This is a genomic window from Advenella incenata (genome assembly GCF_004217095.1).
In the GTDB taxonomy this organism is placed as follows: domain Bacteria; phylum Pseudomonadota; class Gammaproteobacteria; order Burkholderiales; family Burkholderiaceae_B; genus Advenella; species Advenella incenata.
The window spans coordinates 1,064,715-1,089,405 of sequence record NZ_SHKO01000001.1 but is presented as its reverse complement, the minus strand read 5'-3'; the positions used below and the strand labels follow the sequence as shown (position 1 = coordinate 1,089,405).

The following is a 24,691-nucleotide window of genomic DNA, read 5'->3' as shown; positions in this document are numbered from 1 at the left end:
CCTGTTTAAAAATTCGTTGATACGGGATCACTATCAGGCAGCGGCCAAATGGCACTGCACCTGATGACTTTGACTGATCTTGGTCGTCTGCGGCACACTTGTTGTGCAACGCGCCAGCACATGGTCACAACGCGCAGCAAAGGGGCAGCCAGGTGGCAAATTGGCCAGATCGGGTGGCGAACCACGTATCACATCCAGCGGCTTGCCTCGCTCCATGCCATGACGACGGCTCTTGAGCAACGCCAGCGTATAGGGATGGCGGGCATCCTGCAAAATTTCCCGAATGCTGCCCTCTTCGACGATTCGCCCGCCATACATGACGGCGACCCGGTCCGCCATTTCCGTTGCCGCGCCAATATCGTGAGTGACAAAAACAATGGCCAACCCTAATTGCTTTTGTAATTCGCGCATCAAAATCAACACCTGTATCTGCACCGTGGCATCCAGGGCTGTGGTCGGTTCATCGGCCAGCAACACTTCGGGCTGGGCGGACAGTGCCAGCGCAATCATCGCCCGCTGACGCATGCCACCTGACATTTCATGAGGGTATGCTGCCAGGCGCTTTTCCGGGCTCGGGATGCGTACTGCTTCCAGCGCCGCGATCGCACGGGCACGCGCATCCTGGGCGCTAATCTGATGATGCGTGCGAATGCACTCGATCATTTGCTGCCCCACTGTATAGACCGGGTCCAGGGCTAATAGCGGCTCCTGAAATACCATCGCTATTTTTTTGCCTCGCAGCGCGCGCAATTGCCGCCGGTCCATCTGCAGTACCTCTTGCCGATTGATCTGGATCGAGCCGCTTTGCCGGGTCTGTCTTTCAGGATGCAGGCGCATCAATGCCCGCAACGTCACGCTCTTGCCCGACCCCGATTCGCCAATAAGCACCAGGGTTTCGCCTTTAGCTACGTGAAAAGAGACGCCGTTGACCGCCCGTATCGTCTTGCCCGCGCGTTCGAACGCGACCGTCAGGTCTGTCACTGAAATGGCGTTGCCGGGTTGATCGCCTGTGACGGGATGCCCGCTGTTGTGTTCGTCCATAGGCGTAATCGCTTGTGTATTCATGGTGTCCTCTTAGATCGACATATCTGCAGATTCGCGCTGAACCATGCTCACGCTTTGGCCAATGCGGTCGTTAACGCGAACGCACGCCACCTGATGTCCAGGGCGATGCGCCAGCAACAGCGGCATATTGGATTTACACTGCGAGATCATCTGGCTGCACCTCGGATGGAACCGGCAACCGGCAGGCGGCTCTATGGGATTGGGCGGATCCCCGGCCAGCGGCGCCTTTTCAGTGCGCCGATCCGGGTCTGTCGTGGGTACCGACGCCAGCAACGCCTGTGTATAAGGATGAGCAGGCGTATTGAGCACCTGCCGCGTCGTGCCCAGCTCTACCACCTTGCCCAGATACATGACCAGGACCCGATCACACAGGTATTCGATCACACTCAGATCGTGGCTGATGAAGACAAATGTGAGGTTGTATTTTTTCTTCAGGTCCGATAGTAGATTCAGTACCTGGGCTTCCACGGATTTATCCAGCGCCGATACGGCCTCATCAAGAATAATCAAGCGTGGCTTGAGGGCAATTGCCCGCGCGATATTGACCCGCTGGCGTTGCCCGCCGGACAATTCATGCGGATATCGTCCGGCAAAGCGTTGCGGGTCCAGGCCCACATTCTCCAACAGCTCTAGCGCCTCACGCTCGGCTTGCCGAGGGGACATGCCATGTACGATCGGGGCAAAGGCGATGGTATCCAAAATGGTCATGCGCGGATTCAGGGATGAATAACTATCCTGGAAAACCATTTGCACCTGACGCCGGTATGATTTCATCGGCAACTGCGCACTACCGACAGTCTGTCCGTCGAAAATCAGTTCGCCGCGGTCCTGCTGCAACAGTTGCATCAGCAGCCTGGCCGTTGTCGATTTACCGCAACCAGACTCCCCGACAATACCGAGGGTCTCGTTTTTCATGACATCGAAACTGATATCGTCTACAGCCTGTACTGCAGCGGTGGTACGACTGAAAAACGGCGTTTTCAAAGGGAAGTGCTTCAGCAGGTTTTTCACAATAAGCAAGGGCTGGGCCGGTCCGCCAATATCCTGCGGCTGGGTCAATGTCGTTGTCACAATATTACTCCTTGATATCCATCGCCTGGCGCAGCCCGTCTGAAAAGACATTGAAGGAAATCGATGTGATGAAAATCATCAGACCCGGCAATGCTGCGATTACCGGCTGGGTGTAAATGGCCGTGCGCAGGGTATTGAGCATGAGCCCCCATTCGGGCTCAGGTGGTTTGACGCCCAGGCCCAGAAAGGACAGTCCCGAAGCCAGGATCATGGAGACGGAAATCAGACTGGTGGAAAAAACGAAAATGGGTCCCAGCACATTATTGAGCACCTGACTGAATACGATTCTGACCGGCGATGCGCCCGATGTTCTGGCAGCATCCACAAACTCCTGAGTGCGCATTTGGGTGGTCACGCTTTCGGCCACGCGAATGATTTGCGGGATGAACACCACGGTCAGCGACAACAGGGCGTTGCCAGTACCGGCGCCCAGCGTGCCCGAGAGCGCGATCGCCAGCAACACAGAAGGAAAGGCATACAGCACATCGGTCAGGCGCATAATTACCGCGTTGATCCGCCCACCGGCATAACCGGCAATAACGCCTATCGTTCCACCAATTGCAAACGCAATTATTACGGGTGTAATACCCATAAATAGCGACAGCCGCGCACCCAGGATCAGGCGCGACAGCATATCGCGCCCCAGCTCATCGGTGCCCAGCAGATAGTTTTCCGTGCCTATCGGCTTGAGCCGATGAATAATCGAAGATTTATAAGGATCTGCCGGCATGACCCACGGCGCAAGGATCGCCATCAGCAACAGGGCCAGCAACAGACAGGCAGCGAACATCGCAACCTTGTTGCGGCGCAGGTTGAGCATGACGCCGCTCCAGTATCCCGCCGAGCGGTGCGTCTGCACGAGCAGCAAATCTGCGTTCCGGTTAAGGGAATAATCGGTCATTTTGTTACCTTTGAATACGGGGATCAAGCCAGGTCTGAACGGTGTCGACCAGCAGATTGAGCAGCACGAAAAAAATCGCCATGATCAGGATCGTGCCTTGCAGCAGGGGAAAGTCTCGCTGGAACACGGCTGAATTGAGCAGAAATCCGGCGCCGGGCCACGAGAAAACGGTTTCGATCAGGATCGAGCCGCCCAGCAGATAGCCCAATTGCAGCCCCATCACCGACAGGGCCGTTGGCGCCACGTTCTTGACCAGATGCATGAACATTCGGCCGCGGCCCAGACCTCGCGCCTGCAGCCCGACCATGAACTCTCGCGACAGAATATCGCTGACAAGGGCACGGATGGTACGAGCCACAATCCCCATGGGAATCACTGACATCGTGATTGCAGGCAGGATCATGTATTGCACGTGATCCCAGTCCCAGCGCCAGCCAGTGCCATCGCCCGCAGCCGAACCCGTCGCGGGGAACCAGTTCAGGTACACCGAAAACACAATGACCAGCACCATGCCCAGCCAATAGTGCGGAATACTGACGCCGAATATAGAGCTCAAAGATGCCAGCCGATCCCATATGGAATTTCTGGCATAGCCGGAAATCATGCCAAATACGACCCCCAGCGAAAAACCGATTAGCACAGCTATCACGGCCAGCCGCAAGGAATTGCCCACCGCCGCGATCACCTCTGCGGCCACGGGGCGACTGGTCGCAATGGACATGCCCAGGTCACCATGCAAAGCCCGCCACAACCAGTTCCAGAACTGAATCAGGAATGGCTGATCAAACCCGTAGATGCTCATCATCTGGCTGCGCAACGCTTCGGAAGCGTCGGGAGGCATGACCGAAATCAGTGGATCGCCGGGAGCGATATGGATCAGGGAGAAGCACAGGAACGCCACTCCCAGCAATACTGGCAACGAATACACGAGCCGTCTCAGAAAATACATCATGATAATCAGGCTTCAAAAAGAGGAAATAAGGGTCGCGCCGACCACTGTCGTGGTCGGTCAAATCACTCCTTGGACATGGTCGCAATATCAATGAACCAGCTTTGTGGCTGGACTACGCCCTTGACCTTGTTGGAAATGGCTCTGGGGCCGACATCATGCGCCACATAAAGAAACACGGCTTCGTCTACCATCCGGGTATGCAGCTTGGCCAGAGCAGCATCACGCTGTGCCGGATCAAAACTGGTGCGCGCCTGGCGGATATAGTCGTCGAACGTGTCGTCGATCACATAGCCCCAGTTATTCGAAACGGGCGGCAACGCTTTGCTGCTGACAAAACGCACCATGGCAAAGAACGGATCCATAGTTGCCGCACTAACGTTGGTCGCCTGTGCTCCATGTGCACTGGCGTCCTTGGCGCCCAGGCGCCAACTGTTGAACAGGGTATTCCATTCAACAACATCGAACTGAACATCGAAAAAGCACTCTTTCAAATTCTGCTGTATGTACTCATTCATCGGCAGCGGCTGCATCTGACCCGAACCCGACGCTGAAATCTGCACTTTGACTTTGACCGGTTTACTCTCGGAGAAACCGGCCTCTTGCATCAGCTTGCGCGAAGCGTCCGGATCATATTTGATATCGAATGTCGGTGTGCCCCACCAGGGACTGGATTTGGCTACAACGCCCTGCGCCGGCGCCATCAGGCCGCCCAACATGCCTTTCATGCCCTCGCGATCCACGCAAAGGTTGGCTGCCTGCCGCACCCGCTTATCAGCCCAGGGAGAGCCTTCGGTCAGGGAAAACTGCCAAGGCCAAATATGCGGTTGTACATTTGTATAAATGGTATTGCCACGTGCCTTGATAGGCTCGAGCGCATCGGGTGCCGGCGCCTCTATCCAGTCCACCTGCCCCGACATGAGCGCAGCAGTCCTGGCGCTGGCTTCCGGCATGGGAATCAGCACAACCTTATCCAGCTTGGGTACGCGCGCAGGATTCCAGTAATGATCATTTTTGACTATTTCAAGCCTGGATCGCGGCACCAGCCGGGATAGCTTGAACGGGCCGGTACCGGACGCTTCGCTTGCGAATGCATTCCAGGCCTGTTTTGATCGCTCCAGCGGATCCTTCACCGCAGCGGGCACGGCATCGAATTTCTTTTGCCATTGCACAGGCGAAGCCATGAACAGGTTTGTCAGGTTATACGGCAGGAACGCATCCGGTTCTGTCGTTGTTATTTCAACCGTCATAGCATCAATTGCTTTGGCTGCCTTGAGCGTGGGCATTCTTGATACCGTAGCGCCCACTTGTGCCGGATCATATTGGGCAGCAGACTTGTCCAGTACTTTGCCGACATTCCACACCACCGCCTCGGCATTAAATGGTGAACCATCATGAAATGTGACATCTGGACGCAGCTTGAAAATCCATTTAGTCTTGTCCGCCTCGTCAACGGTCCAGCTTGTAGCCAACCCCGGCGTCAGCGGCGTTGCGCCTTTATCTGATGACAAATCCCACCCGACGAGCGCGTCGTACATGGGAATACCGGTAAAACGATTGCCCTCGAATCCCTGATCAGGCTGGCCCGAAGTCCGGGGAATATCGGCAGCGGTCATGGCAATACTCAGCACCGACTCCGCGTTGGCAGCCAGAGGCATGGCGCAGGCACTACAAAATACAGCCAGTGTCATGGCCGTGGATAACGTGTTCTTGGAAAAAGATGGGATCATGGCGTGTCCTTGAAAGTTACCAGAGCTCTCAAGCAAAAGACGTGCCAATATCAGATCCATGCGTTCTGCGCTGTGCGGCACGCTGGTCGCGGCAAACAGAATGGGGTTGTCGCACCAAAATAAGGCACGCCTGTGCGTTGCTAGACGTGCACGCGAGAAAACGCGCCTGGAAGCGACGCTAATCGTTCAACGTAAGCGACGCAGATACGACAGATCCCGCAAGTGCGTTCACATTTCCATATAGTGAAGAACGACTCGGCGGGTGCGCTCACCGTGTCTTTTGACGGCAGCCCAGTCAACACCTGAGCTGCACTTTTGCAGCGTACTGCTCTGGAAAACCCGCATTGCAGTTATCATCAGCACATTTACAATATGACCATAATGTAAATGAAAACAATCTATGTCCCCCTCTTCTACTTCCTCGCGCCGCCGGCAGGCGGACCGCAGTAAAACCACGCAGCAGGACGTGATCCTCGCGGCGATCCGCATTATCTCTAACAGGGGACCAGAGGCCGCATCCATGCAGGAAATTGCCCGTGAGGCAGGCGTCACACCGGGCGCGATCCAGCATCATTTCCAATCCAAGGCAACGCTCATGATGCATGTGCTTGCCACCCTGGTTGACGAGAACATTGACGCCGGAAAATTCTGGCCCCCTGTTGACATGCCGATCGACAAGCGTGCACAAACCTTCGTCTCCAATTTGTGGACACTGTTTTATAAACAGCCACGTTTTATCTCGGCCTGGGCAACGTATCTTAGTTGCCGTAACCAGCCTGTACTGCTGGCACATATATCAGAGCTACGCAAAGTCCTGCAAATGCGCCTGCACGCTACTTTCCCGACAATATTTCCTGAACTGGCCAACGATCCCGCACTAGGTGCTTTCATCAACCTGGTGTTCTCCACGTTGCGTGGCCTGGGGTTATTGGAAATGTTTGCTGCTGCACATGAGGGAACCCAGGAACAACTCGATTGCCTGGCAGAGCTGATCGCGCAGCGATGTTACAGCCAAAACGCACTATAGCCGTACAACCAAAATCTGCAGCCCCCCAAAAAAAACCTTAGAAAAGCAATCTTCCGTCAGGAGACATTCATGCCGTGCAAACAGGCCACCCCGCATTTGAATACCCTATTTACTGCCCTAACAATCGGTTTTTCCGGCTCGGCCTTTGCCGCCTATCCCGAGTCGCCGATCACAATAGTGGCACAGCAGCCGCCGGGTAGCGGCTCAGACGCGATGACACGTGTTCTGGCCGATTGTCTGGCAAAACAGCTTAAGCAGCCTGTCGTTGTGCAAAACAAAGCGGGTGCAAATGGCATTCTGGCCATCAATTATCTGAAAGGGCAACCAGCCAATGGCTACACGTTAATGACAATCGGCATGTCGCAGATGACCATTACTCCTTATGTATACAAAAGGATGCCCTACGATCCGCAAGCCGACTTTACGGGTGTAACTGTTTTCGGTACGTCACCGCTGGTGCTAACGGCGTCTCTGAATTCCGGCGTGAAGGTGCTTGGCGATTTGGCCGTGAAATTTGCAGGCAAGGATGGCGGCGCCAATTTCGGCTCGCCAGGCAAGGGGAGCCCCGCCCATTTGCTCACCACCGCACTGCTGGAACGATTGAAAGTGCCAGGCACACATGTCCCATTTACGGGTGAGTCTGCAGGGGCCACGGCACTTATCGGCAATCAGATCGATATCATGACATTGGTTTCGGGCACCGCATTGCCGCAGATAAAAGCGGGTAAGCTTGTGCCGTTGGCGGTCTTTGATGGCGCACGGTCACCTGCGTTTCCTGACGTGCCTACCATTGCCGAACTGTTGGGCGACCAGGAACTGGCCCGTGGGTCATGGATCGGCCTGGTTGCCATCAAAAATACGCCAGCGCCTATTGTTCAAACATTGAATCACGCCGCCGGCCAATGCATCCAGGACCCGGCCTATGTAAAGCGCTTTGCGCAAATGAACGCCAAGGCGATCGCCACTTCAGGGACCGACGTAATCGACCGCGCCAAAGCGGATTCCGATGTCTGGCGTCCCCTGATCAAAAGTCTGAATCTGACCGTGGACTAAATATGACCGATCACTCTCACCTGACGACCCAGGACATTAGTACAAACGTAGGCACTGTGCGCTGCGTTGTCCATCATGGGCTATGCGTTTTTCGAGGCTTGCGTTATGCCCGTGCATGCACCACCGCCACACGCTTTGCCCCGCCCCAGCCTTTACAAGAAACCTCTACGCTCATGGACGCGCGCAAGTTCGCGGCGCCACCGGTTCAACCGGCGCGTAGTCCGAACCCGGAGAACATATATGGCAACATTGATTGCCTGAACCTGAATATCTGGGCTCCAGAATCGTCTTTGAAAACGGGTGGACTGCCTGTAATGGTATGGATACCTGGCGGCGGATTTATGCGTTGCGATGCCAACGATCCGCTGTACGACGGTTCTCACTTTGCGCATAAAGACATTATTTTTGTCACGGTGAACTATCGCGTGGGTGTGGAAGGCTTTCTGCAATTGCCAGGCATGGCCGCTAACCGCGGGCTGCAGGACCTGTTACTGGCGCTCAATTGGGTGCAGCAGCATATTGGCAACTTCGGCGGGGACCCGGCCCGGGTAACCGTTGTCGGGCAATCGGCCGGGTCCGGCGCAATTGCGTGCCTGATGGGCATGCCACAAGCCAACGGCTTATTTCATCAGGCCATATTGCAAAGCCCCAGTACGCTGGTGCAGACGATGGCAGAAGCGCAAACGGCGGCATATGCGATCGCCGACTTGGCCAACTGCCCCGCCACGCTTGAAGGACTGGCATCCATCAGTCCGGAAAAGGCAGCAACGGCGCTGGCCAAACTGTCGCTGGATGGCAAACTGCGGCAACGATACGGCCTGGGTGCACATCACCGCTTCGCCCTGCGCCCGGTAATCGATGGCCAAATTGTTGCCAGCTCACCATTACAGGCGATCAAGCAGAACAACACCATGCCAAAAACGATACTGGCCGGAGCAACCAGGGAAGAAGCCCGTCTGTATCTGGTTCCTGGCGGTAGTATTTCGAAAATTTCCGCAGAGGATGTAAACAGCTTCATCACAGATGCAAAGCTGCCGCCGAACACCGCAGAGCGTTATCGACAACAACTTGCTGCCGATAAACAAAGCAACGGCGAGATCCTTTGCGCTATTCAATCTGATTACTATTACCGCGAACCAGCCCGGCGCATTGCCGAGCATGCGGCAGATCGTGGCACAAAAGCCTACTCCTACGAATTTTGCTGGCAATCGAACTTATACGAAGGTCAGCTTGGTGCTGCCCACGGCGTTGAGCTTCCATTCATGTTTAACAATCTGCATAACGATACAGCACGTCATTTTATCGACGTTGATAAACCTGTTTCAAACGCACTGGTCTCAAGCATGCATCAAGCCTGGGTGAGCTTTGCCAAGACGGGAGAACCAGGCTGGCCTGCACAGGAAAAAGGTCAGCGCAGCATGATGCTCTTCGGAGATGGTGAAAGCATAGAGCGCCTGGTCTCTTATTGATCAAGCACAACGGTGATCAAGCAAAACGGGGGCCCTGCCGCTAAAATGCGCGCCCGCCCTCTCGCCGCTTGATCTGAGATCGCCATCAATACTGGCCAACCGATTCATTCGGTCTCTCCCAACATTGGGAAATCTGCACCTTGCAACAGGCGGCGACTGTAGGTGCGACCTTCTGCGGCCAGGGCTAGCAAATTGCGATCCTGTTCCCGGCTATCCAGAAACAACAGTGCAATGTGTTGGGAATAAGTATGATCAGGACTCAGGGGTATCAACTTGATACGCGGCGTAAAGGATGCAATTCGCCCGGGCAGCAAACTGATTCCCATGCCGTTGCTCACCAGGTTGATCAGCGAAAAGATATCGCCCACATGCATCCCTATCACCGGTGAAATTCCTGCATGCTCCATCATCCGGTTAAAACTGAACGATGTTATGAACCCGTCGGCCAGGGTCACAAAATTCTCGCTGGCCAGCTCCTGCAAATCAACTGTGGTGCGACTCGCATAGGGCGAATCCAGTGGTACCGCCAAAAACATTTCGTCTGAAAATAATGGCACCGTAATCAGGCGCTTGCTGTCGATACCGTCATGCACTCCTATAACAATCGCATCGAGCCGACCGTCTTGCAGCTTTTGCAGCAATTCGTCATTAGAGCCCAGCGTCAGCTCTATATTGAGCCCGTCCTTGCGCAACTTGGTGCCGACAATCAAATGCGGAATGCAATGCAACGTGAGTGAATAGATGGCGCCCAGCCTGAGCCGGGAGGCATTGATTCCGGCCATATCTCGCACTGCGTGGATGCCATCTTCGCACTCGGCCACGACTCGACGGGCAGATTCGGCCAATCGTCGCGCTGTATCTTGCGGGACCAGGTTTCTTCCTTCCAGCTTGAACAGTGGGCAGCCGATGGCCTGCTCCAGCGAATGCAGGGCGCGGTGTACGCTGACAACGCTCTGCCCGAGATCCTCTGCAACACGGGCAAGATTGTTGCGCTCCATGAAAGCCAGAAAGACTTCCAGTTTTTTCAGGGTAATGGATTCATCAATGGCCATGGGTTTGACTCACAGGATCTTTCATGATGGCTAGGGTAAACGATAGGTCAGGCCAGAAGACCTGGCTGTTGACTATAGGAATGCATTCGGCGACGACGGAATATTTAACCTCAGGCTAAACGATTGTACATGCAGGTTGATTGAAAAGCCCGCCAGCCCTGTCTATTGTCTGTCTTACCAAAAGGAGTCATAGCGGCGTTCGCAACACCTTCTATGCCAGACTGATTCCATTTCGGTACTAACAACGCTTAACAATCCATCATAAAAACATCCGGAGACAACACCATGATTATTTACGGTACTGCCATACTGGCAGCATGCCATTTACTGGGAGTCTACATCGGCGACCTGCTGGGCATGCTGATCGGGGTCAAAGCCAACGTGGGCGGCGTCGGCATCTCCATGATGCTGCTGATCGTAGCCCGCACCTACCTGCACAAGAAAGGACTCATGCCCGCCACCACACTGGCCGGCGTAGGGTTCTGGTCGGCCATGTATATTCCTATCGTGATCGCCATGGCCTCGCAGCAGAATGTTGTGGCCGCACTCAAGGGCGGCCCGGTCGCCATACTGGGCGCCATCCTGACGGTGGTGCTTACTGTATGCGTTATCGCGGCGATCAATCGCCGCGGTCCTGAGGATGCCGGCGCTACCTGGCAAGCCAGCCTCGCTGCTGACCGCGCGTAAAGGGAGACATGACTATGGATATGTTGAAACAGGCAATTATGCAGAACAATCTGATCGCCGCGTTCGCTTTCGTCGGTCTGATCATATGGATTTCTGGTCATCTGTCAAGACGACTGACCAATGGGCGCGTACATGGTTCGGCCATTGCGATTGTGATCGGTTTAATTCTTGCCTACTGGGGCGGAATAGAAACGGGTGGCACCAAAGGGCTGGCTGACATCAAGCTGTTTGCCGGGATAGGGCTCATGGGCGGCGCCATGTTGCGTGATTTTGCCATCGTCGCGACGGCATTTGACGTACAGGTAGAAGAAGTTAAAAAGGCAGGACTCATCGGTATGGTTTCCCTGATGCTGGGTATCGTGCTCCCGTTCGTTGTGGGGGCAAGCGTTGCCTATGCATTCGGCTACCGGGACGCGGTATCCATGGCGACGATCGGTGCCGGTGCGATGACCTACATTGTGGGTCCGGTTACCGGCGCGGCCATCGGCGCCAGTTCAGACGTCATTGCCCTGTCCATTGGCGTGGGCCTGATCAAGGCCATTCTTGTCATGGTCTTTACCCCTGCCACGGCCCGCTTCATGCGTCTGGATAATCCACGTTCGGCAATGGTCTTTGGCGGCATGGCAGGAACCACCAGCGGCGTTGCCGCAGGGCTGGCGGCCACAGATCCGCGTCTGGTGCCTTATGGCGCGCTGACAGCAACCTTTTATACCGGCCTGGGCTGCCTGATGGGGCCCTCTGTTCTGTTTCTCGCAACAAGAGCGTTATTCGGTTAATTTAAGCAACAGGAATACCCTATGAATCACACTGGCACCTCCAAAGTCTGGGACACACGAAAACGCGGGCGACAGCGACGCCTGGAACGTGCTGCCAATCTGGGGCTGGCCCCTCAAATTACACAAGAGCAGATCACCCAGCTGCTGCAAGCGGTTATTGAACCAGGCGATCGCGTGTGCCTGGAAGGCAATAACCAGAAGCAGGCCGATTTTCTCGCTGACTCGCTGGCCGCTTGCGATCCGCAACAATTGCATCATCTGCACATGGTTCAGTCTGTGCTCGCCCTGCCCAGTCATTTGGATCTTTTCGAAAACGGCATTGCCAGCCGACTGGATTTTTCTTTTTCAGGTCCGCAAGGGGCTCGCCTGGCGCGACTGGTACAGGACAAACAGATCGAGATCGGCGCCATCCATACATATCTGGAACTATTCGGTCGCTACTTTACCGATCTGACTCCCAATGTCTGCCTGATTGCGGCGCAGGCGGCGGACGCTGCCGGCAACCTGTACACCGGCCCGAATACCGAAGATACACCAGCCATCGTAGAGGCCACGGCGTTTCGCAGCGGGATCGTGATCGCTCAGGTCAATGAACGAGTGGATACATTGCCACGGGTCGATATTCCGGCGGACTGGGTCGACTTTACCGTAGTGGCACCACGTCCCAACTATATTGAACCGTTGTTCACCCGCGACCCGGCTCAGATTACAGAAGTGCAGATATTGATGGCGATGATGGCGATCAAAGGCATTTACGCCGAGTATGGCGTACAAAGGCTCAATCATGGAATCGGCTTTGATACCGCTGCAATTGAATTGCTGCTACCCACATATGCAACCGAACTTGGCCTGAAAGGAAAAATCTGCACCCACTGGGCCCTGAACCCCCACCCCACCCTGATTCCCGCCATTGAATCCGGTTGCGTGCAATCCATCCACAGCTTCGGCTCCGAAGTTGGCATGGAGAACTACATCGCCGCCCGCCCGGACATATTTTTCACCGGCCGGGACGGCAGTATGCGTTCAAATCGTGCTTTGAGCCAGACGGCGGGCCTGTATGCCTGCGATATGTTCATCGGCTCAACACTGCAAATCGATCTGGCCGGAAATAGTTCGACCGCAACAACCGGACGCATTACAGGCTTCGGCGGCGCACCCAATATGGGTTCAGACCCACATGGCCGGCGACACGCCTCTGCCGCCTGGCTCAAGGCGGGCAGAGAGGCCGCCGGACCCGACGCGATACGCGGGCGCAAGCTGGTTGTCCAAACGGTAGAAACGTTTCGCGAACATATGACGCCGGTATTTGTAGAGGAGCTGGACGCCTGGCAGTTGAAAGCGGCCATGGATGCCGAGCTGCCTCCCATTATGATTTACGGCGACGATGTCACGCATATCGTGACCGAAGAAGGCATCGCCAATCTGCTTTTATGTCGCGGCGCCGAGGAACGCGCCCAGGCCATTCGCGGCGTTGCCGGCTTTACACCTGTAGGCATGGCACGCGATAGGCGCATGGTTGAAAATCTGCGCGATCGTGGCGTGGTTCGCCGTCCCGAAGATTTGGGCATTGACCCTCGCCTGGCAACGCGGGATCTGCTGGCGGCCCGCTCGGTCAAAGATCTCGTCAGATGGTCTGGCGATCTTTACGCGCCCCCTTCCCGATTCCGCAATTGGTGAACTCCATGGAAAAACTTGAATATCATTTTTCAACACCCACTATCAAACCCGCTAGTGGTGCAGTGCTTTGCGGCGTGGTTGGCTCGGGCAACCTTGAAGTGCTGGTGCGGCCCGCAGATACTGCCGCGTCCTGCACAATAGAGATAAAGACCTCTGCCCGCGGATTCGGGAATATCTGGCAGGCCGTTCTGGCAGAGTTCATATCCCATCATGCCGTGGGTGGCACGCACATCGCCATTAACGATATGGGCGCAACACCTGCGGTGGTCACGCTCAGACTCGGCCAGGCAATCAGTCAATATGCAGGAGGTTTGCGATGACCACGGAAAATAGCTCTGCGCACTCGTTACGCCATAGTTACTTCGAAGCCACTGCCCGACAGCGACTTTCCTGGATACTGGATAAAGGCAGCTTCCGGGAACTGATGCCGCCGACAGAGAGCTCACCAAGCACACATCTGGCGGCACTGGACATTCCCGGCGCCTTCGATGATGGTGTGATCATTGGCGAAGGCCTCTTGAATGAAAAACCGGTCTTCATTATCTCCCAGGAAGGCCAGTTCATGGGCGGGTCTGTTGGTGAAGTCCACGGGGCCAAAATTGTCGGTCTTTTACGCCGCGCCATACGCGACAAACCCGCTGCAGTCCTGTTTCTAGTCGACTCCGGTGGCGTCAGGTTACATGAAGCCAATGCCGGATTGATTGCCATTTCCGAAATCATGCGCGCCATACTGGATACGCGTGCCGCTGGCATACCGGTAGTGGCACTGGTGGGAGGCAGTTGCGGCGCGTTCGGCGGCATGGGCATTGTGACCTGCCTTTGTTCCGCAATCGTCATGTCCGAAGAAGGCCGTCTTGCCCTGTCCGGCCCCGAAGTCATCGAAACCGTGGCCGGTGTCGAAGAGTTCGACTCCCGTGATCGGGCCCTGGTGTGGCGCGTGACTGGCGGCAAGCACCGTTATCTGATGAACGATTGCGCCGCTCTGGTAGAAGACGATCCGTTTGCATTCCGGGATGCCGCCAGGCAGCTGCTTGCAGATAAGCAATTTGCGCCACCTGATCTGGCTGCGCAGAAGCAGAACCAGTCGCGCCTGCTGGCTCGAATGGACAATTTCAAAGGTATGCGCGATGGGCTGCAAGTATGGCAAGCCCTGGGCATCCAGGCGCCCGCCGACATTCCCATGATGAACTGTGCGGACCTGACCGAACTGCAGAAGGAACTTTACACATGAACCTGACAACTATTCTGGACACCTTGTTTCCGGCCGGACATCAAGTTCGAATCGACGGTCATCAATTGGGCGGAACAGCAAGCACCGCCGCTGGCGACGTTACGGTACTGGGAACGACGGACGCTGCCGCCATCGACCACGAGATTGCACTGTACCTGGCCCAGCAGATATTGATTACGATCCAGGCGCATCCGCGTCGACCACTGATATTTCTGGTCGACACCCAGGGTCAGGCATTATCGCGTGCCCAGGAGCTACTTTGCCTCAATGGGAGCCTGGCGCATCTGGCGGCCTGCGTCGACCTGGCCCGACGCCTTGGCCATGTCAGCCTGAGCCTGGTCACCGGAGAGGCGGTCAGCGGCGGCTACCTGTCTTTCGGACTCATGGCAGACCGCGCCTACGCGCTGGCCAGCTCGCAAGTGCGGGTCATGGATTTGAAAGCCATGGCGCGCGTGACCAAGATAGATCATGCAAAACTGGTGCAGCTTTCAGCCAGTGCCCCCACCTTTGCACCTGGCGCGGAAAATTACCAGCGCATGGGTGCTATCGAGGATATATGGCCGGCACCCTCCGCCACACTGCTCGAAGCTGCGCTTGCCGGATTATTAAAAGACCAGGCTGGACCAGACCTTCGTATGCAGACAGGCCAGGACAGAACCGGACGGGTGCAGGCGGCCAGCATTGTCGATCAGATCCTGGCCGCATAGGAAATAAATCATGCGTCGCCATGACCTTGCCTATCTGTACCCGACCGCAGATTACCAGTTGCTCAGCCCAATGCGCAGCCCCGCCGCTCACGCAGCCCTGCAGCGCTGGCTGCAGGCTCGGCAGCCGCTGGTGGTGGCCCGGCAACCTGCGGCCGCCGGCGCCCAGATTTTGTTGGGCCTGACATTGCCGCCGGGTACGGAGCCCAGGCGAATAAGCGTCTCGGTCAATCCCGATGCAATCTGCGCAATCGCGTCACCGCTTACGCTCGCTCATTGCGTAAATACCTGCACTGCAGCCGTTGCTGAACCATTGAAACGTTTGCTGCAGCAATGTGAATCGCACGATATTGTGGTCAGCGTGTACGGATCGCTCGCGTGGGAAATGCTAAGCGGAACCACATATAGACATAGTGGGTCTGACATTGATCTTGTCTGTGATATTGCCCGTACGCCTCAGCTTGCTCCCTGCATTGAAGCCCTGCAACAGGCCCAGCAGGCGCTGCCCTGCTCGCTGGATGGTGAAATACGCTTTGCCGGTGGCGCGGCCGCCAACTGGAAGGAGCTTGCCCAGGCCTTGTCTCAACCGACGCAACCGACACAACAGGCGACAAGGGTTATCGTCAAGAAAAACACCGACGTTGCATTGCTGAGTCTGACTGAACTGCTATCGCATTTAAAGGAACACGACCATGTTTGCTGAATCCATCAAGCCAGAGCAAAGCATTGATCATGCGTCCCGTGCAACATTGACACCGGAAAAAATTGGCCGGCTGGCAATCGGCGCGCTGTATCGGGAGGTCGCGCTTGCGCCTAAACCTGGCCTGGTCAACCCCGTGGACAGCGGCAGCCACACCGACATGGATTTCAGTACCTTTGTGCGAAGCCTTCAGGCGCTGCGCGGGTATTTCCCGGCGATATCTCGCCTGGGCATGCAAACGCCCACTTATGCACAGTTGCAATGTTGCGGAGTGGATGCAGAGCAGCGCATGCTGCAGGCCACCAATGGTATTAACACTCACCGCGGGGCAATTTTCAATTTGGGGTTGCTGTGTGCGGCCGCGGGTGCTGACATTGCCCTTGGCGGTTCGTGCTCGGCCGAATCGGTCAGTCGGCGCGTTGCAGACCTGTGGGGGCCTGCCATTGTAGCCAGCGCAAAACCCGGCAACGATAGTCACGGTGCTGTCGTTCAACGCCGTTACGGCAGCGGGGGCGCACGCACCGAGGCTGCCGCCGGCTTTCCCTCGGCCATCAGCATTGGCTTGCCGGCCTATCGTGCAGCGCTTGCACAAACACATTGCCCGCAACAGGCAGCAGTCCAGTGTTTCTTTGCACTGATGGCCGAACTAGAAGACACCAATCTGCTTTGGCGAGGCGGTCATCCGGGCCTGGATTTTGCCCGCAAAGCCGCAACAACATTTCTTGCCCGCGGTGGTGTACATGCCCCAGACTGGCAAAATCACGCCCAGGCCTTGCATGCCAAGTTTGTATCCCGTCGGCTCAGTCCTGGCGGATCGGCCGACTTGTTAGGTGTCGTCCTGTTTCTGGAGTCACTCTGATATGCGCCTTGCCATCGTATTCAGCGGCCAGGGACAACAATCTGCTGAACATTTTCAAACACTGCAAACGATGGTGTCGCCAGAAACGGCAGCACAAATGTCAAAACAGCTGCCTGATGTCTGGCATAACGCTGCAGTCCATTGCGAGACACTTGGACAAAACAGGATTGCCCAGCCGTTTATCTTTGCATTTCAACTGCAATGGTGGCATGAACTGCAACCGTTGCTGCCGCGACCGATTTGCGCAGCAGGATATTCCCTGGGAGAGCTGGCAGCCTGCAGCGCAGCCGGCGCTTTCGATATGCAGCAGGGAATCACTTTGGCAGCACAACGGGCTGCCTGCATGGACGACTGCATACAAACACCGGCAGGCCTGATGGCCATCATGGGCTTGTCCCTTAATGATATCGAAAAGATTACCACTAGCAGCAACACGCATCTGGCCATCATCAATCCAGAGCAGCACTATGTTATTGGTGGCCTAGAACAAGACTTGCAGCATGCCGGGCAATTGGCTCACGAGCACGGCGCCATGCGCGTTGTCAGGCTGTCTGTTCAGACACCTTCGCATACCGCGCTGCTGCAGTCCGCTACACCGGCATTCGCTCGTCACCTTGCGCCCTATCGCAATAAGGCGCCCCTGACATTCAAAGTGCTGAGCGCCATGGACGGTCGCGCAGCCATGCTGGCGGCGCAGGCGCTGGATGCGCTGGCTGATCAGATAAGCCATGCCATGGATTGGGTAGCCTGCCTGCAGGCCATTCGTGAACTGCAACCGGATGCCGTGCTAGAGATCGGGCCGGGTCGCGCCATGGCACGAATGTGGAATGCCATCTATCCAGATATACCAGCCAGAGCGATCGATGACTTCCGCTCCCCGCTCGGCATACAAAAGTGGGTTGATAATCTGCTGGTGCGCCGTTGATACCGATTAATGCACAGACGCCGAAAATCCCTTCGGCCGTTGACGCCGGAACATTATAGGGCGGCAATTACAATACCGGTACTGCGCCCCTTTCAGGCAGAGCGACGGAACGTGCCTGCCCTGCGTTATCCCGGCATATAGGTGATGCATGGGCACGCCCCTCTGCTGCATGTTTCTGCAAGAGAGGGGTGTTATTCAAATCACTCGGACGTATACCGCAAGCGGCTGCGCGTCGGACACATCGCTCATTTTTCCACCGTCACCTCGACACGGCGATTGGGCGCCAGACAACGGATCAGTGCCGCCTCGTTGCCGTTATTACATTGCGCCACCGGCTGAGCTTCCCCCATGCCTCGACTATGGATCAGATCGCCAGCAACACCGTTCTGGATCAAATAGCCGCGTACCGTATCTGCTCGGGCTTTAGACAAGCGCTGATTATACGCATTCGAGCCCAGTCTATCGGTATGGCCTGTAACAGAAATTGAGCGGATGCCTTGCGTGCCACGCAGACTTTCGGCCAGCTTGCTCAGCGCCTGCCGGCCTGACGTCACATCGCTAAGCGTGGAACGGTCAAACTCAAATAGCGCATCGGCGCTCAGGGTATAGGTTTGCGGCGCAGCACCAGGAGGGCAGCCTGCGCCCTGGTCGCCAACCGGCTTCCAGTACATATTGCGGGCCAGGTGATCTGCATCGAATAAAATCTTGAACTGGCAGCGGGTCACGTCATTTTCGCCCTGGCCAGCGCCGGGAAAATGCATGAGATAATCCCATTCGTTACTGCCAAATCCTTCATTAAAGTGCGGACGACCCAGCAGATGATAAAGCTGGTCCCTGGTCATCCCGGCGCGAATCAATGAAATGCTTTGCTGTGTCGGATAAATGCCCTGTTTGTTATCGAATGTAATACGGTTTACGTCGGGCCACACCACATTGTCACTGGAGCCGTCCGGTTTAACGTCACTTAGCGTCGAGCAGCCTGCCAGGAACACAGTCATGAGTGCTGTCACGGCGAAGGCCGCCCGAGTGGCTTTGAAATTTTTGTATCGCATCTTAAGTATCCCTTTAAACCATGGTGATTCTTCTCCGGTGCATGCGTACATGCACCGGCGTGTTCTATAGCATTCTTACCATTGGTATCCGACACCAACCGTGCCGCCAACCTGACCGCGACTGGAACTGGTGACCGAGCCTTTCAGGACCCATTTACCATTACCCGATACGGTGGACAGGCCCATGGCGACGCCAGACTCTCCCTGAAACACACTGCCGGCCACCGCGAACATGCTTTTGCCGGGCAAATATGCCTGAGGTAAACCGGCGACCGCCATTGCCGCAGCAGTGCCGGCTTCGGCCCGTTTTTCGGCGCGATTAATCCGCGAGTTCAGATTACTCTCGACGCTACTCAATTGGCGTACGTTCACCGCATCCATCGGGGCGGTACCATTTGCGACCTGATGGATCTGGTTGCCGCCCATGCTCACGTTGGTCTCCGGCCTGATCTCAACCGATTGTGAGTTGGCCACGAAGGCGCCTCCCCCTATGTTCACACTATTGAAGGTCGGATTATCATCAACTGCAATGGTCACGTTTCTGCCGTCGCGTGTGATATTGACGTTACTGCCGTCGTTGAGTTGAACTGTATCGTTGTTCAGGACCTTGGATGGCGTGTCGCCGTTGGTTTGCAAGTTCCAGCCCACTGTTTTGACTTCGCCGATAATGTTGTACAACTGGCTGCCATTGACTGCATCCTGGCTGGTCGCGCTAATGTCTCCTGCTCCCACATTAGTAATTTTGTTGCCCGACATATTCAGTGATCCACCTATGGTGGTATTGCCGGCAACCGTCAGCTCCTGAAATACCGGAGCTTGCGCCATCTGGACTTTGACTTCATTGCCCTCCACCACAGTACGGATATTAGCTCCGCTATATGTGCCAGCCGTCGTCGCTTCGCCGGTGATCTTCAATTGCTGCCCAAGCTTGCGATCAACCGATCCACTATTGCCGGTAAATGTAATGGGCAGATTGCTCAGTTGGCCGATTTCCTGTTGCACGCCGAACAATTGACCGCCATTGACGGCGTCTTTACTGCCGCTCGCAACCAACCCGTCTGAAACACCAGTAATTTTCCCGGTGCCCCCGGCATTCACAGTCACCGCCCCAAACACTGGAGATTCGGACAACATGATATTCATTGCGCCGGTGTCTGGGTCTACTTCGGTACGAATATTTTTGTTGGAAGCCGTTGCCAGCGGATCAAGTCCACCCTGGATGACCATCGTTGAACCAAGATCACGGTGGACAGCACCCACATTACCCGCAAAATTTAAGCCCTTGGCTGTCAACTCGTCGTCCTGGTCCTTCAACTGGCTGACATTGACCGCATCCATGGGATCTACACCGGCCGCCACATTATTGATCCGGTTGCCGCCCATATTCACAATCGTGCCAGGGTTGACGGTCAGACTGTTGCCAATAACCGCACCGCCGTTGAATGTGCTCAGGCCCATGACGGACAGCGTGCCAGCCAGATCCACATTATCATTCAGATTGACTTTGATCTGGTTACCCGTTTGCACTACGTTGGTGTTGGTGCCACCGATAAAGTCCGCACTGCCTCCCGGAGCGATGTTTTGCGTGGTCGCACCGTTATTGGCTGTCAGGTTCCAACCTTTGTTAGCCGTTGTCTGTACACCAAACAGCTGGCTACCGTTGACAGCTTCGGTACTGAACTCGGTTACTGCGCCGTCCATGACACCTGTGATCTTGCCGCTGCCGCCATCGTTGATCACAACCCCACCGAACTTCGGTGAATCCGCCATCTGGATACGGATCGCGCCCGCATCATTGAAGGTTTGCACGTTCTGACTTGAGTAAGTGCCTGCGACAGGTACTGCGCCCCCAACAATAGACAGCGTCTGGCCCAGATCCTTGTGCACCGGCAATGCATCATTACCCACAAAGTTCAGGCCCTTGGCTGTCAAATCATCTCCCTGATCGGTCAACTGACTGACATTGACGGCGTCCGTGCCCACAACTCCCGCGGCTACGTTATTAATCCTATTGCCACCCATATCCACAGTCGTGCCAGGATTCACCATCAGACTGTTGCCGATCACCGCGCCGCCATTGAACGTGCTTAGACCCATCACTGACAACGTTCCTGCCAGGTCTACATTATCATTAAGATTGACCTTGATCTGGTTACCCGTCTGCACCACGTTGGTATTGGTGCCGCCGATAAAGTCTGCACTGCCCCCCGGAGCGATGTTCTGCGTGGTCGCACCGTTATTGGCTGTCAGGTCCCAACCTTTATTGGCAGTAGTCTGCACACCAAACAACTGACTGCCATTGACTGCGTCGGTACTCAGTTCGGTAACGTCGCCATCAGTGACTCCTGTGATTTTGCCGCCGCCGGCATCATTGATTACAACCCCACCGAACTTCGGTGAATCCGCCATCTGGATACGGATCGCGCCCGCATCATTGAAGGTTTGCACGTTCTGACTTGAGTAAGTGCCTGCGACAGGTACTGCGCCCCCAACAATAGACAGCGTCTGCCCCAGATCTTTATGTACCGGCAACCCGCCATTACCCACAAAGTTCAGGCCCTTGGCTGTCAAATCATCTCCCTGATCGGTCAACTGGCTGACGTTGACTGCATCGGTATCTGCAACCCCTGCGGCCACGTTAGTGATCTTGTTACCGCCCATATTCACGGTCGTGCCCGGATTGACAGTCAGACTGTTGCCGATCACCGCGCCGCCATTGAACGTGCTTAGACCCATCACTGACAACGTTCCTGCCAGGTCTACATTATCATTAAGATTGACCTTGATCTGGTTACCCGTCTGCACCACGTTGGTATTGGTGCCGCCGATAAAGTCTGCACTGCCCCCCGGAGCGATGTTCTGCGTGGTCGCACCGTTATTGGCTGTCAGGTCCCAACCTTTATTGGCAGTAGTCTGCACACCAAACAACTGACTGCCATTGACTGCGTCGGTACTCAGTTCGGTAACGTCGCCATCAGTGACTCCTGTGATTTTGCCGCCGCCGGCATCATTAACTGTGACAGCGCCAAAAACGGGGGACTCGGACAACATGACATTCATGGCACCTGTCCCGGCATCCACTTCGGTACGGATGTTTTTGTTGGAAGCCGTTGCCAGTGGATCAAGTCCGCCCTGGATCACCATCGTTGAGCCAAGATCCCGGTGAACAATGCCTACGTTACCGGCAAAATCCAGGCCCTTGGCGGTCAGTTCATCTCCCTGGTCTTTCAACTGACTGACATTGACTGCATCGGTATTGGCCACACCGGCCGCCACATTATTGATCCGGTTACCGCCCATATTCACTGTCGCGCCGGGATTAACGGTCAGGCTGTTGCCAATGACTGCGCCACCACTGAATGTGCTCAAGCCGGTCACAGCCAATGTTCCAGCCAGATTCACACTGTCATTCAGATTGACCTTGATCTGGTTACCCGTCTGCACCACATTGGTGTTGGTGCCGCCGATAAAGTCCGCGCTGCCTCCGGGAGCAATCGTTTGCGTGGTTGCCCCGTTGTTGGCTGTCAGCTTCCAGCCGGCGCCTGCAGTGCTTTGCACGGCAAAGAGTTGACTGCCGTTGACTGCATCGGTACTGAACTCGGTTACTGCGCCGTCCATGACACCTGTGATCTTGCCGCTGCCGGCATCATTGATCACAACCCCGCCAAATTTAGGCGAGTCAGCCATCTGAATGCGGATCGCGCCCGCATCATTGAAGGTTTGCACGTTCTGACTTGAGTAAGTACCTGCGACAGGCACTGCGCCCCCAACAATAGACAGGGTCTGGCCCAGATCCTTGTGTATCGACAACGCATCATTACCCACAAAGTTCAGGCCCTTGGCTGTCAAGTCATCACCCTGGTCGGTTAACTGACTGACATTAACTGCGTCGGTATTGGCGATACCCGCTGCCACATTGTTGATCCGATTACCGCCCATATTCACCGTCGTGGCAGGATTCACTGTCAGGCTATTGCCGATCACCGCACCGCCGTTAAATGTGCTCAGGCCCGTCACAGACAATGTTCCCGCCAGGTTTACGCTGTCGTTGAGATTAACTTTGATCTGGTTACCCGTTTGCACCACGTTGGTGTTGGTGCCGCCGATAAAGTCGGCACTGCCTCCGGGGGCGATATTCTGTGTGGTGGCGCCATTATTGGCGGTCAGATCCCAGCCTTTGTTGGCTGTTGTCTGAACATCAAACAGCTGGCTTCCATTCACTGCGTCGGTACTTAGGGCAGTGACATCGCCATCGGTGACACCTGTGATCTTGCCTGAACCAGCATTGTTAATAACCACATTGCCAAATTTCGGCGAATCCGCCATCTGGATGCGGATGGCTCCGGCATCGTTGAACGTTTGTATATTCTGGCTAGTGAAGGTACCTGCTACCGGCACTGCGCCACCCACAATAGAAAGTGTCTGACCCAGATCCTTATGTACCGGCAATGCATCATTACCCACAAAGTTCAGGCCCTTGGCTGTCAGATCGTCACCCTGATCGATCAACTGGCTGACATTAACTGCATCGGTATCCGCAACCCCTGCGGCCACGTTATTGATCCGGTTACCGCCCATATTCACCGTTGTAGCCGGATTCACTGTCAGACTATTGCCGATCACCGCGCCACCATTGAACGTGCTCAAGCCGGTCACCGACAGTGTGCCTGCCAGGTTCACGCTGTCATTCAGGTTGACCTTGATCTGGTTACCCGTTTGCACCACGTTCGTGTTGGTACCGCCGATAAAGTCCGCGCTGCCCCCCGGAGCGATGTTCTGTGTCGTCGCGCCGTTATTGGCTGTCAGGTTCCATCCAGCGCCGGCGCCGGTGGCCAGGCTTTCAACTGCCTTCAACTGGCTGACGTTGACCGCATCTGTATTCTGCGTACCACCAGCGACGCCTGTAATTTGACGCAATTTTCCTGTCGCGGGATCGCCAACACTCAATGCTCCTAAGGAGCTCGTTGTTGCATTGACGGCAGCAACTGACGGCACGGAAGCACCCGCCGGTGCGTACGGTGCGATACCCGCGGCCGTATTGGCAATCGAACCCGCTCCCAGCGCAATGCCGTTAGCCACTGTCGTTGTTGCTCCCAGCCCCAATGCAACGCCGCTGGTGGCTCCTACGCCCACCGAAGCGTTTTTACCGATAGCAATCCCGTCTGGAGCGACTGCACCATCATTGTCAACGTTTCCTCCTCCAGTAGAATTTACGCTGAAATATTCCAATGGGTTGTCGACCAGGCCTTGCAACGCTTCAGCACAGACTAACGTATCGGAGCTCCCGGTACCCTCGCCCTTGATCGTTATCGTGCCGCCAGTATCATTCCCCCAGGAAAATGTACATTCTGACGTGGTGAGATCCCCTGCGGCCAATGCCATTGGCGGAAACAGGGCAATGGCGCCCGTGAATAAGACCGGAAGCAGCGCCTTGACCGCAAAATCATGAAAAGGCAAGCTGCCAAGCTCTGTTTTGTCGGTGCCAGCGCCAGTTTTGCGTCCTCTCTTTGTATTTTCGGACACAGCAACAAAAGTGCCTGTTTTTTCGCACCAAATAGACCTGTATATACGATTCATTTTCCCACTCCCCATTGAAATCCATAACATTTCATATATTTACTAAATGTTATGAAACGAAAAATTTAGTATTTATTTCGTAAGCATCATAGAAGAGTGGAAGGCCAGCATTTTATCTATAAGTACAGAAGTTTCATGAAAAACAGAAATTGGGATGGGAAAGAAAAGTTTTAAGAATTATTTAAT

The 24,691-nt window shown here is 55.4% G+C and carries 20 protein-coding genes; 12 read left to right on the top strand and 8 right to left on the bottom strand.

Translation table 11 applies throughout. The features are described from left to right. Nucleotides 1-33 precede the first annotated feature (33 nt). The 5 genes from EV681_RS04915 to EV681_RS04895 form a co-directional block, all read right to left on the bottom strand. Entirely contained in the window at nt 34-1,041 is a 1,008-nt protein-coding gene (locus EV681_RS04915) for an ABC transporter ATP-binding protein (RefSeq protein WP_130304022.1), read from the bottom strand. A 33-nt stretch (nt 1,042-1,074) separates the two neighbouring features. Next, nucleotides 1,075-2,136: an ABC transporter ATP-binding protein gene (locus EV681_RS04910; RefSeq protein ID WP_242612140.1), complete on the bottom strand. Its 1,062-nt coding sequence runs from the start codon at nt 2,134-2,136 to the stop codon at nt 1,075-1,077. A 4-nt stretch (nt 2,137-2,140) separates the two neighbouring features. Next, nucleotides 2,141-3,037, bottom strand: a complete 897-nt coding sequence (locus EV681_RS04905; RefSeq protein ID WP_130303427.1) for an ABC transporter permease — start codon at nt 3,035-3,037, stop codon at nt 2,141-2,143. Nucleotides 3,038-3,041: 4 nt separating this feature from the next. Beyond that, the gene (locus EV681_RS04900) at nt 3,042-3,989 is read right to left on the bottom strand and encodes an ABC transporter permease (protein ID WP_128395639.1); all 948 of its coding nucleotides are present in this window, start codon (nt 3,987-3,989) and stop codon (nt 3,042-3,044) included. A gap of 62 nt (nt 3,990-4,051) precedes the next feature. Beyond that, complete coding sequence (locus tag EV681_RS04895; protein ID WP_242612216.1) at nt 4,052-5,677, bottom strand: ABC transporter substrate-binding protein; 1,626 nt, start codon at nt 5,675-5,677, stop codon at nt 4,052-4,054. A gap of 439 nt (nt 5,678-6,116) precedes the next feature. Between EV681_RS04895 and EV681_RS04890 the strand changes: the two genes are divergently transcribed. The 3 genes from EV681_RS04890 to EV681_RS04880 all read left to right on the top strand — a co-directional run bounded on the left by EV681_RS04890 (nt 6,117) and on the right by EV681_RS04880 (nt 9,265). Then, on the top strand, nt 6,117-6,743 hold the full coding sequence (locus EV681_RS04890) for a TetR/AcrR family transcriptional regulator (protein WP_130303425.1): 627 nt from the start codon (nt 6,117-6,119) through the stop codon (nt 6,741-6,743). 69 nt (nt 6,744-6,812) lie between these two features. Continuing rightward, complete coding sequence (locus EV681_RS04885) at nt 6,813-7,796, top strand: Bug family tripartite tricarboxylate transporter substrate binding protein (RefSeq protein WP_130303424.1); 984 nt, start codon at nt 6,813-6,815, stop codon at nt 7,794-7,796. Nucleotides 7,797-7,798: 2 nt separating this feature from the next. After that, a complete protein-coding gene (locus tag EV681_RS04880; protein ID WP_130303423.1) occupies nt 7,799-9,265 on the top strand; it encodes a carboxylesterase/lipase family protein in 1,467 nt (488 codons plus the stop codon). 104 nt (nt 9,266-9,369) lie between these two features. Here EV681_RS04880 and EV681_RS04875 read toward each other — a convergent pair whose 3' ends face one another. Further along, the gene (locus tag EV681_RS04875) at nt 9,370-10,317 is read right to left on the bottom strand and encodes a LysR family transcriptional regulator (protein ID WP_130303422.1); all 948 of its coding nucleotides are present in this window, start codon (nt 10,315-10,317) and stop codon (nt 9,370-9,372) included. 285 nt (nt 10,318-10,602) lie between these two features. Here EV681_RS04875 and madL point away from each other — a divergent pair, with 285 nt between their 5' ends. From madL to EV681_RS04830, 9 genes are all read left to right on the top strand, one after another. Beyond that, nucleotides 10,603-11,004 carry a malonate transporter subunit MadL gene (gene madL, locus EV681_RS04870; protein ID WP_128395633.1) on the top strand — a complete coding sequence of 134 codons (402 nt, stop codon included), beginning with the start codon at nt 10,603-10,605 and terminating at the stop codon, nt 11,002-11,004. A 14-nt stretch (nt 11,005-11,018) separates the two neighbouring features. Next, nucleotides 11,019-11,780 carry a malonate transporter subunit MadM gene (madM, locus tag EV681_RS04865; RefSeq protein WP_130303421.1) on the top strand — a complete coding sequence of 254 codons (762 nt, stop codon included), beginning with the start codon at nt 11,019-11,021 and terminating at the stop codon, nt 11,778-11,780. Nucleotides 11,781-11,801: 21 nt separating this feature from the next. After that, nucleotides 11,802-13,457, top strand: a complete 1,656-nt coding sequence (gene mdcA / locus EV681_RS04860) for a malonate decarboxylase subunit alpha (RefSeq protein WP_130303420.1) — start codon at nt 11,802-11,804, stop codon at nt 13,455-13,457. 5 nt (nt 13,458-13,462) lie between these two features. After that, a complete protein-coding gene (mdcC, locus tag EV681_RS04855) occupies nt 13,463-13,777 on the top strand; it encodes a malonate decarboxylase acyl carrier protein (protein WP_128395630.1) in 315 nt (104 codons plus the stop codon). Continuing rightward, nucleotides 13,774-14,688, top strand: a complete 915-nt coding sequence (locus EV681_RS04850) for a biotin-independent malonate decarboxylase subunit beta (protein ID WP_130303419.1) — start codon at nt 13,774-13,776, stop codon at nt 14,686-14,688. The genes mdcC and EV681_RS04850 overlap by 4 nt, the downstream gene beginning before the upstream one ends. Continuing rightward, nucleotides 14,685-15,395 (top strand): biotin-independent malonate decarboxylase subunit gamma, encoded by a 711-nt coding sequence (locus EV681_RS04845; protein ID WP_130303418.1) that lies wholly within the window; start codon nt 14,685-14,687, stop codon nt 15,393-15,395. The genes EV681_RS04850 and EV681_RS04845 overlap by 4 nt, the downstream gene beginning before the upstream one ends. 10 nt (nt 15,396-15,405) lie before the next feature. Beyond that, a complete protein-coding gene (mdcG, locus tag EV681_RS04840; protein WP_130303417.1) occupies nt 15,406-16,095 on the top strand; it encodes a malonate decarboxylase holo-[acyl-carrier-protein] synthase in 690 nt (229 codons plus the stop codon). After that, nucleotides 16,085-16,951, top strand: coding sequence for a triphosphoribosyl-dephospho-CoA synthase MdcB (gene mdcB / locus EV681_RS04835; protein ID WP_130303416.1), 867 nt, complete (start codon nt 16,085-16,087; stop codon nt 16,949-16,951). The genes mdcG and mdcB overlap by 11 nt, the downstream gene beginning before the upstream one ends. A 97-nt stretch (nt 16,952-17,048) precedes the next feature. Next, complete coding sequence (locus EV681_RS04830) at nt 17,049-17,876, top strand: acyltransferase domain-containing protein (RefSeq protein ID WP_165392944.1); 828 nt, start codon at nt 17,049-17,051, stop codon at nt 17,874-17,876. A 245-nt stretch (nt 17,877-18,121) separates the two neighbouring features. Here the strand turns inward: EV681_RS04830 and EV681_RS04825 are convergent, their stop codons facing one another. Further along, entirely contained in the window at nt 18,122-18,928 is an 807-nt protein-coding gene (locus EV681_RS04825; RefSeq protein WP_128395624.1) for an OmpA family protein, read from the bottom strand. A 75-nt stretch (nt 18,929-19,003) separates the two neighbouring features. Continuing rightward, nucleotides 19,004-24,505: a YadA-like family protein gene (locus EV681_RS04820; RefSeq protein WP_165392943.1), complete on the bottom strand. Its 5,502-nt coding sequence runs from the start codon at nt 24,503-24,505 to the stop codon at nt 19,004-19,006. Nucleotides 24,506-24,691: the final 186 nt, after the last annotated feature.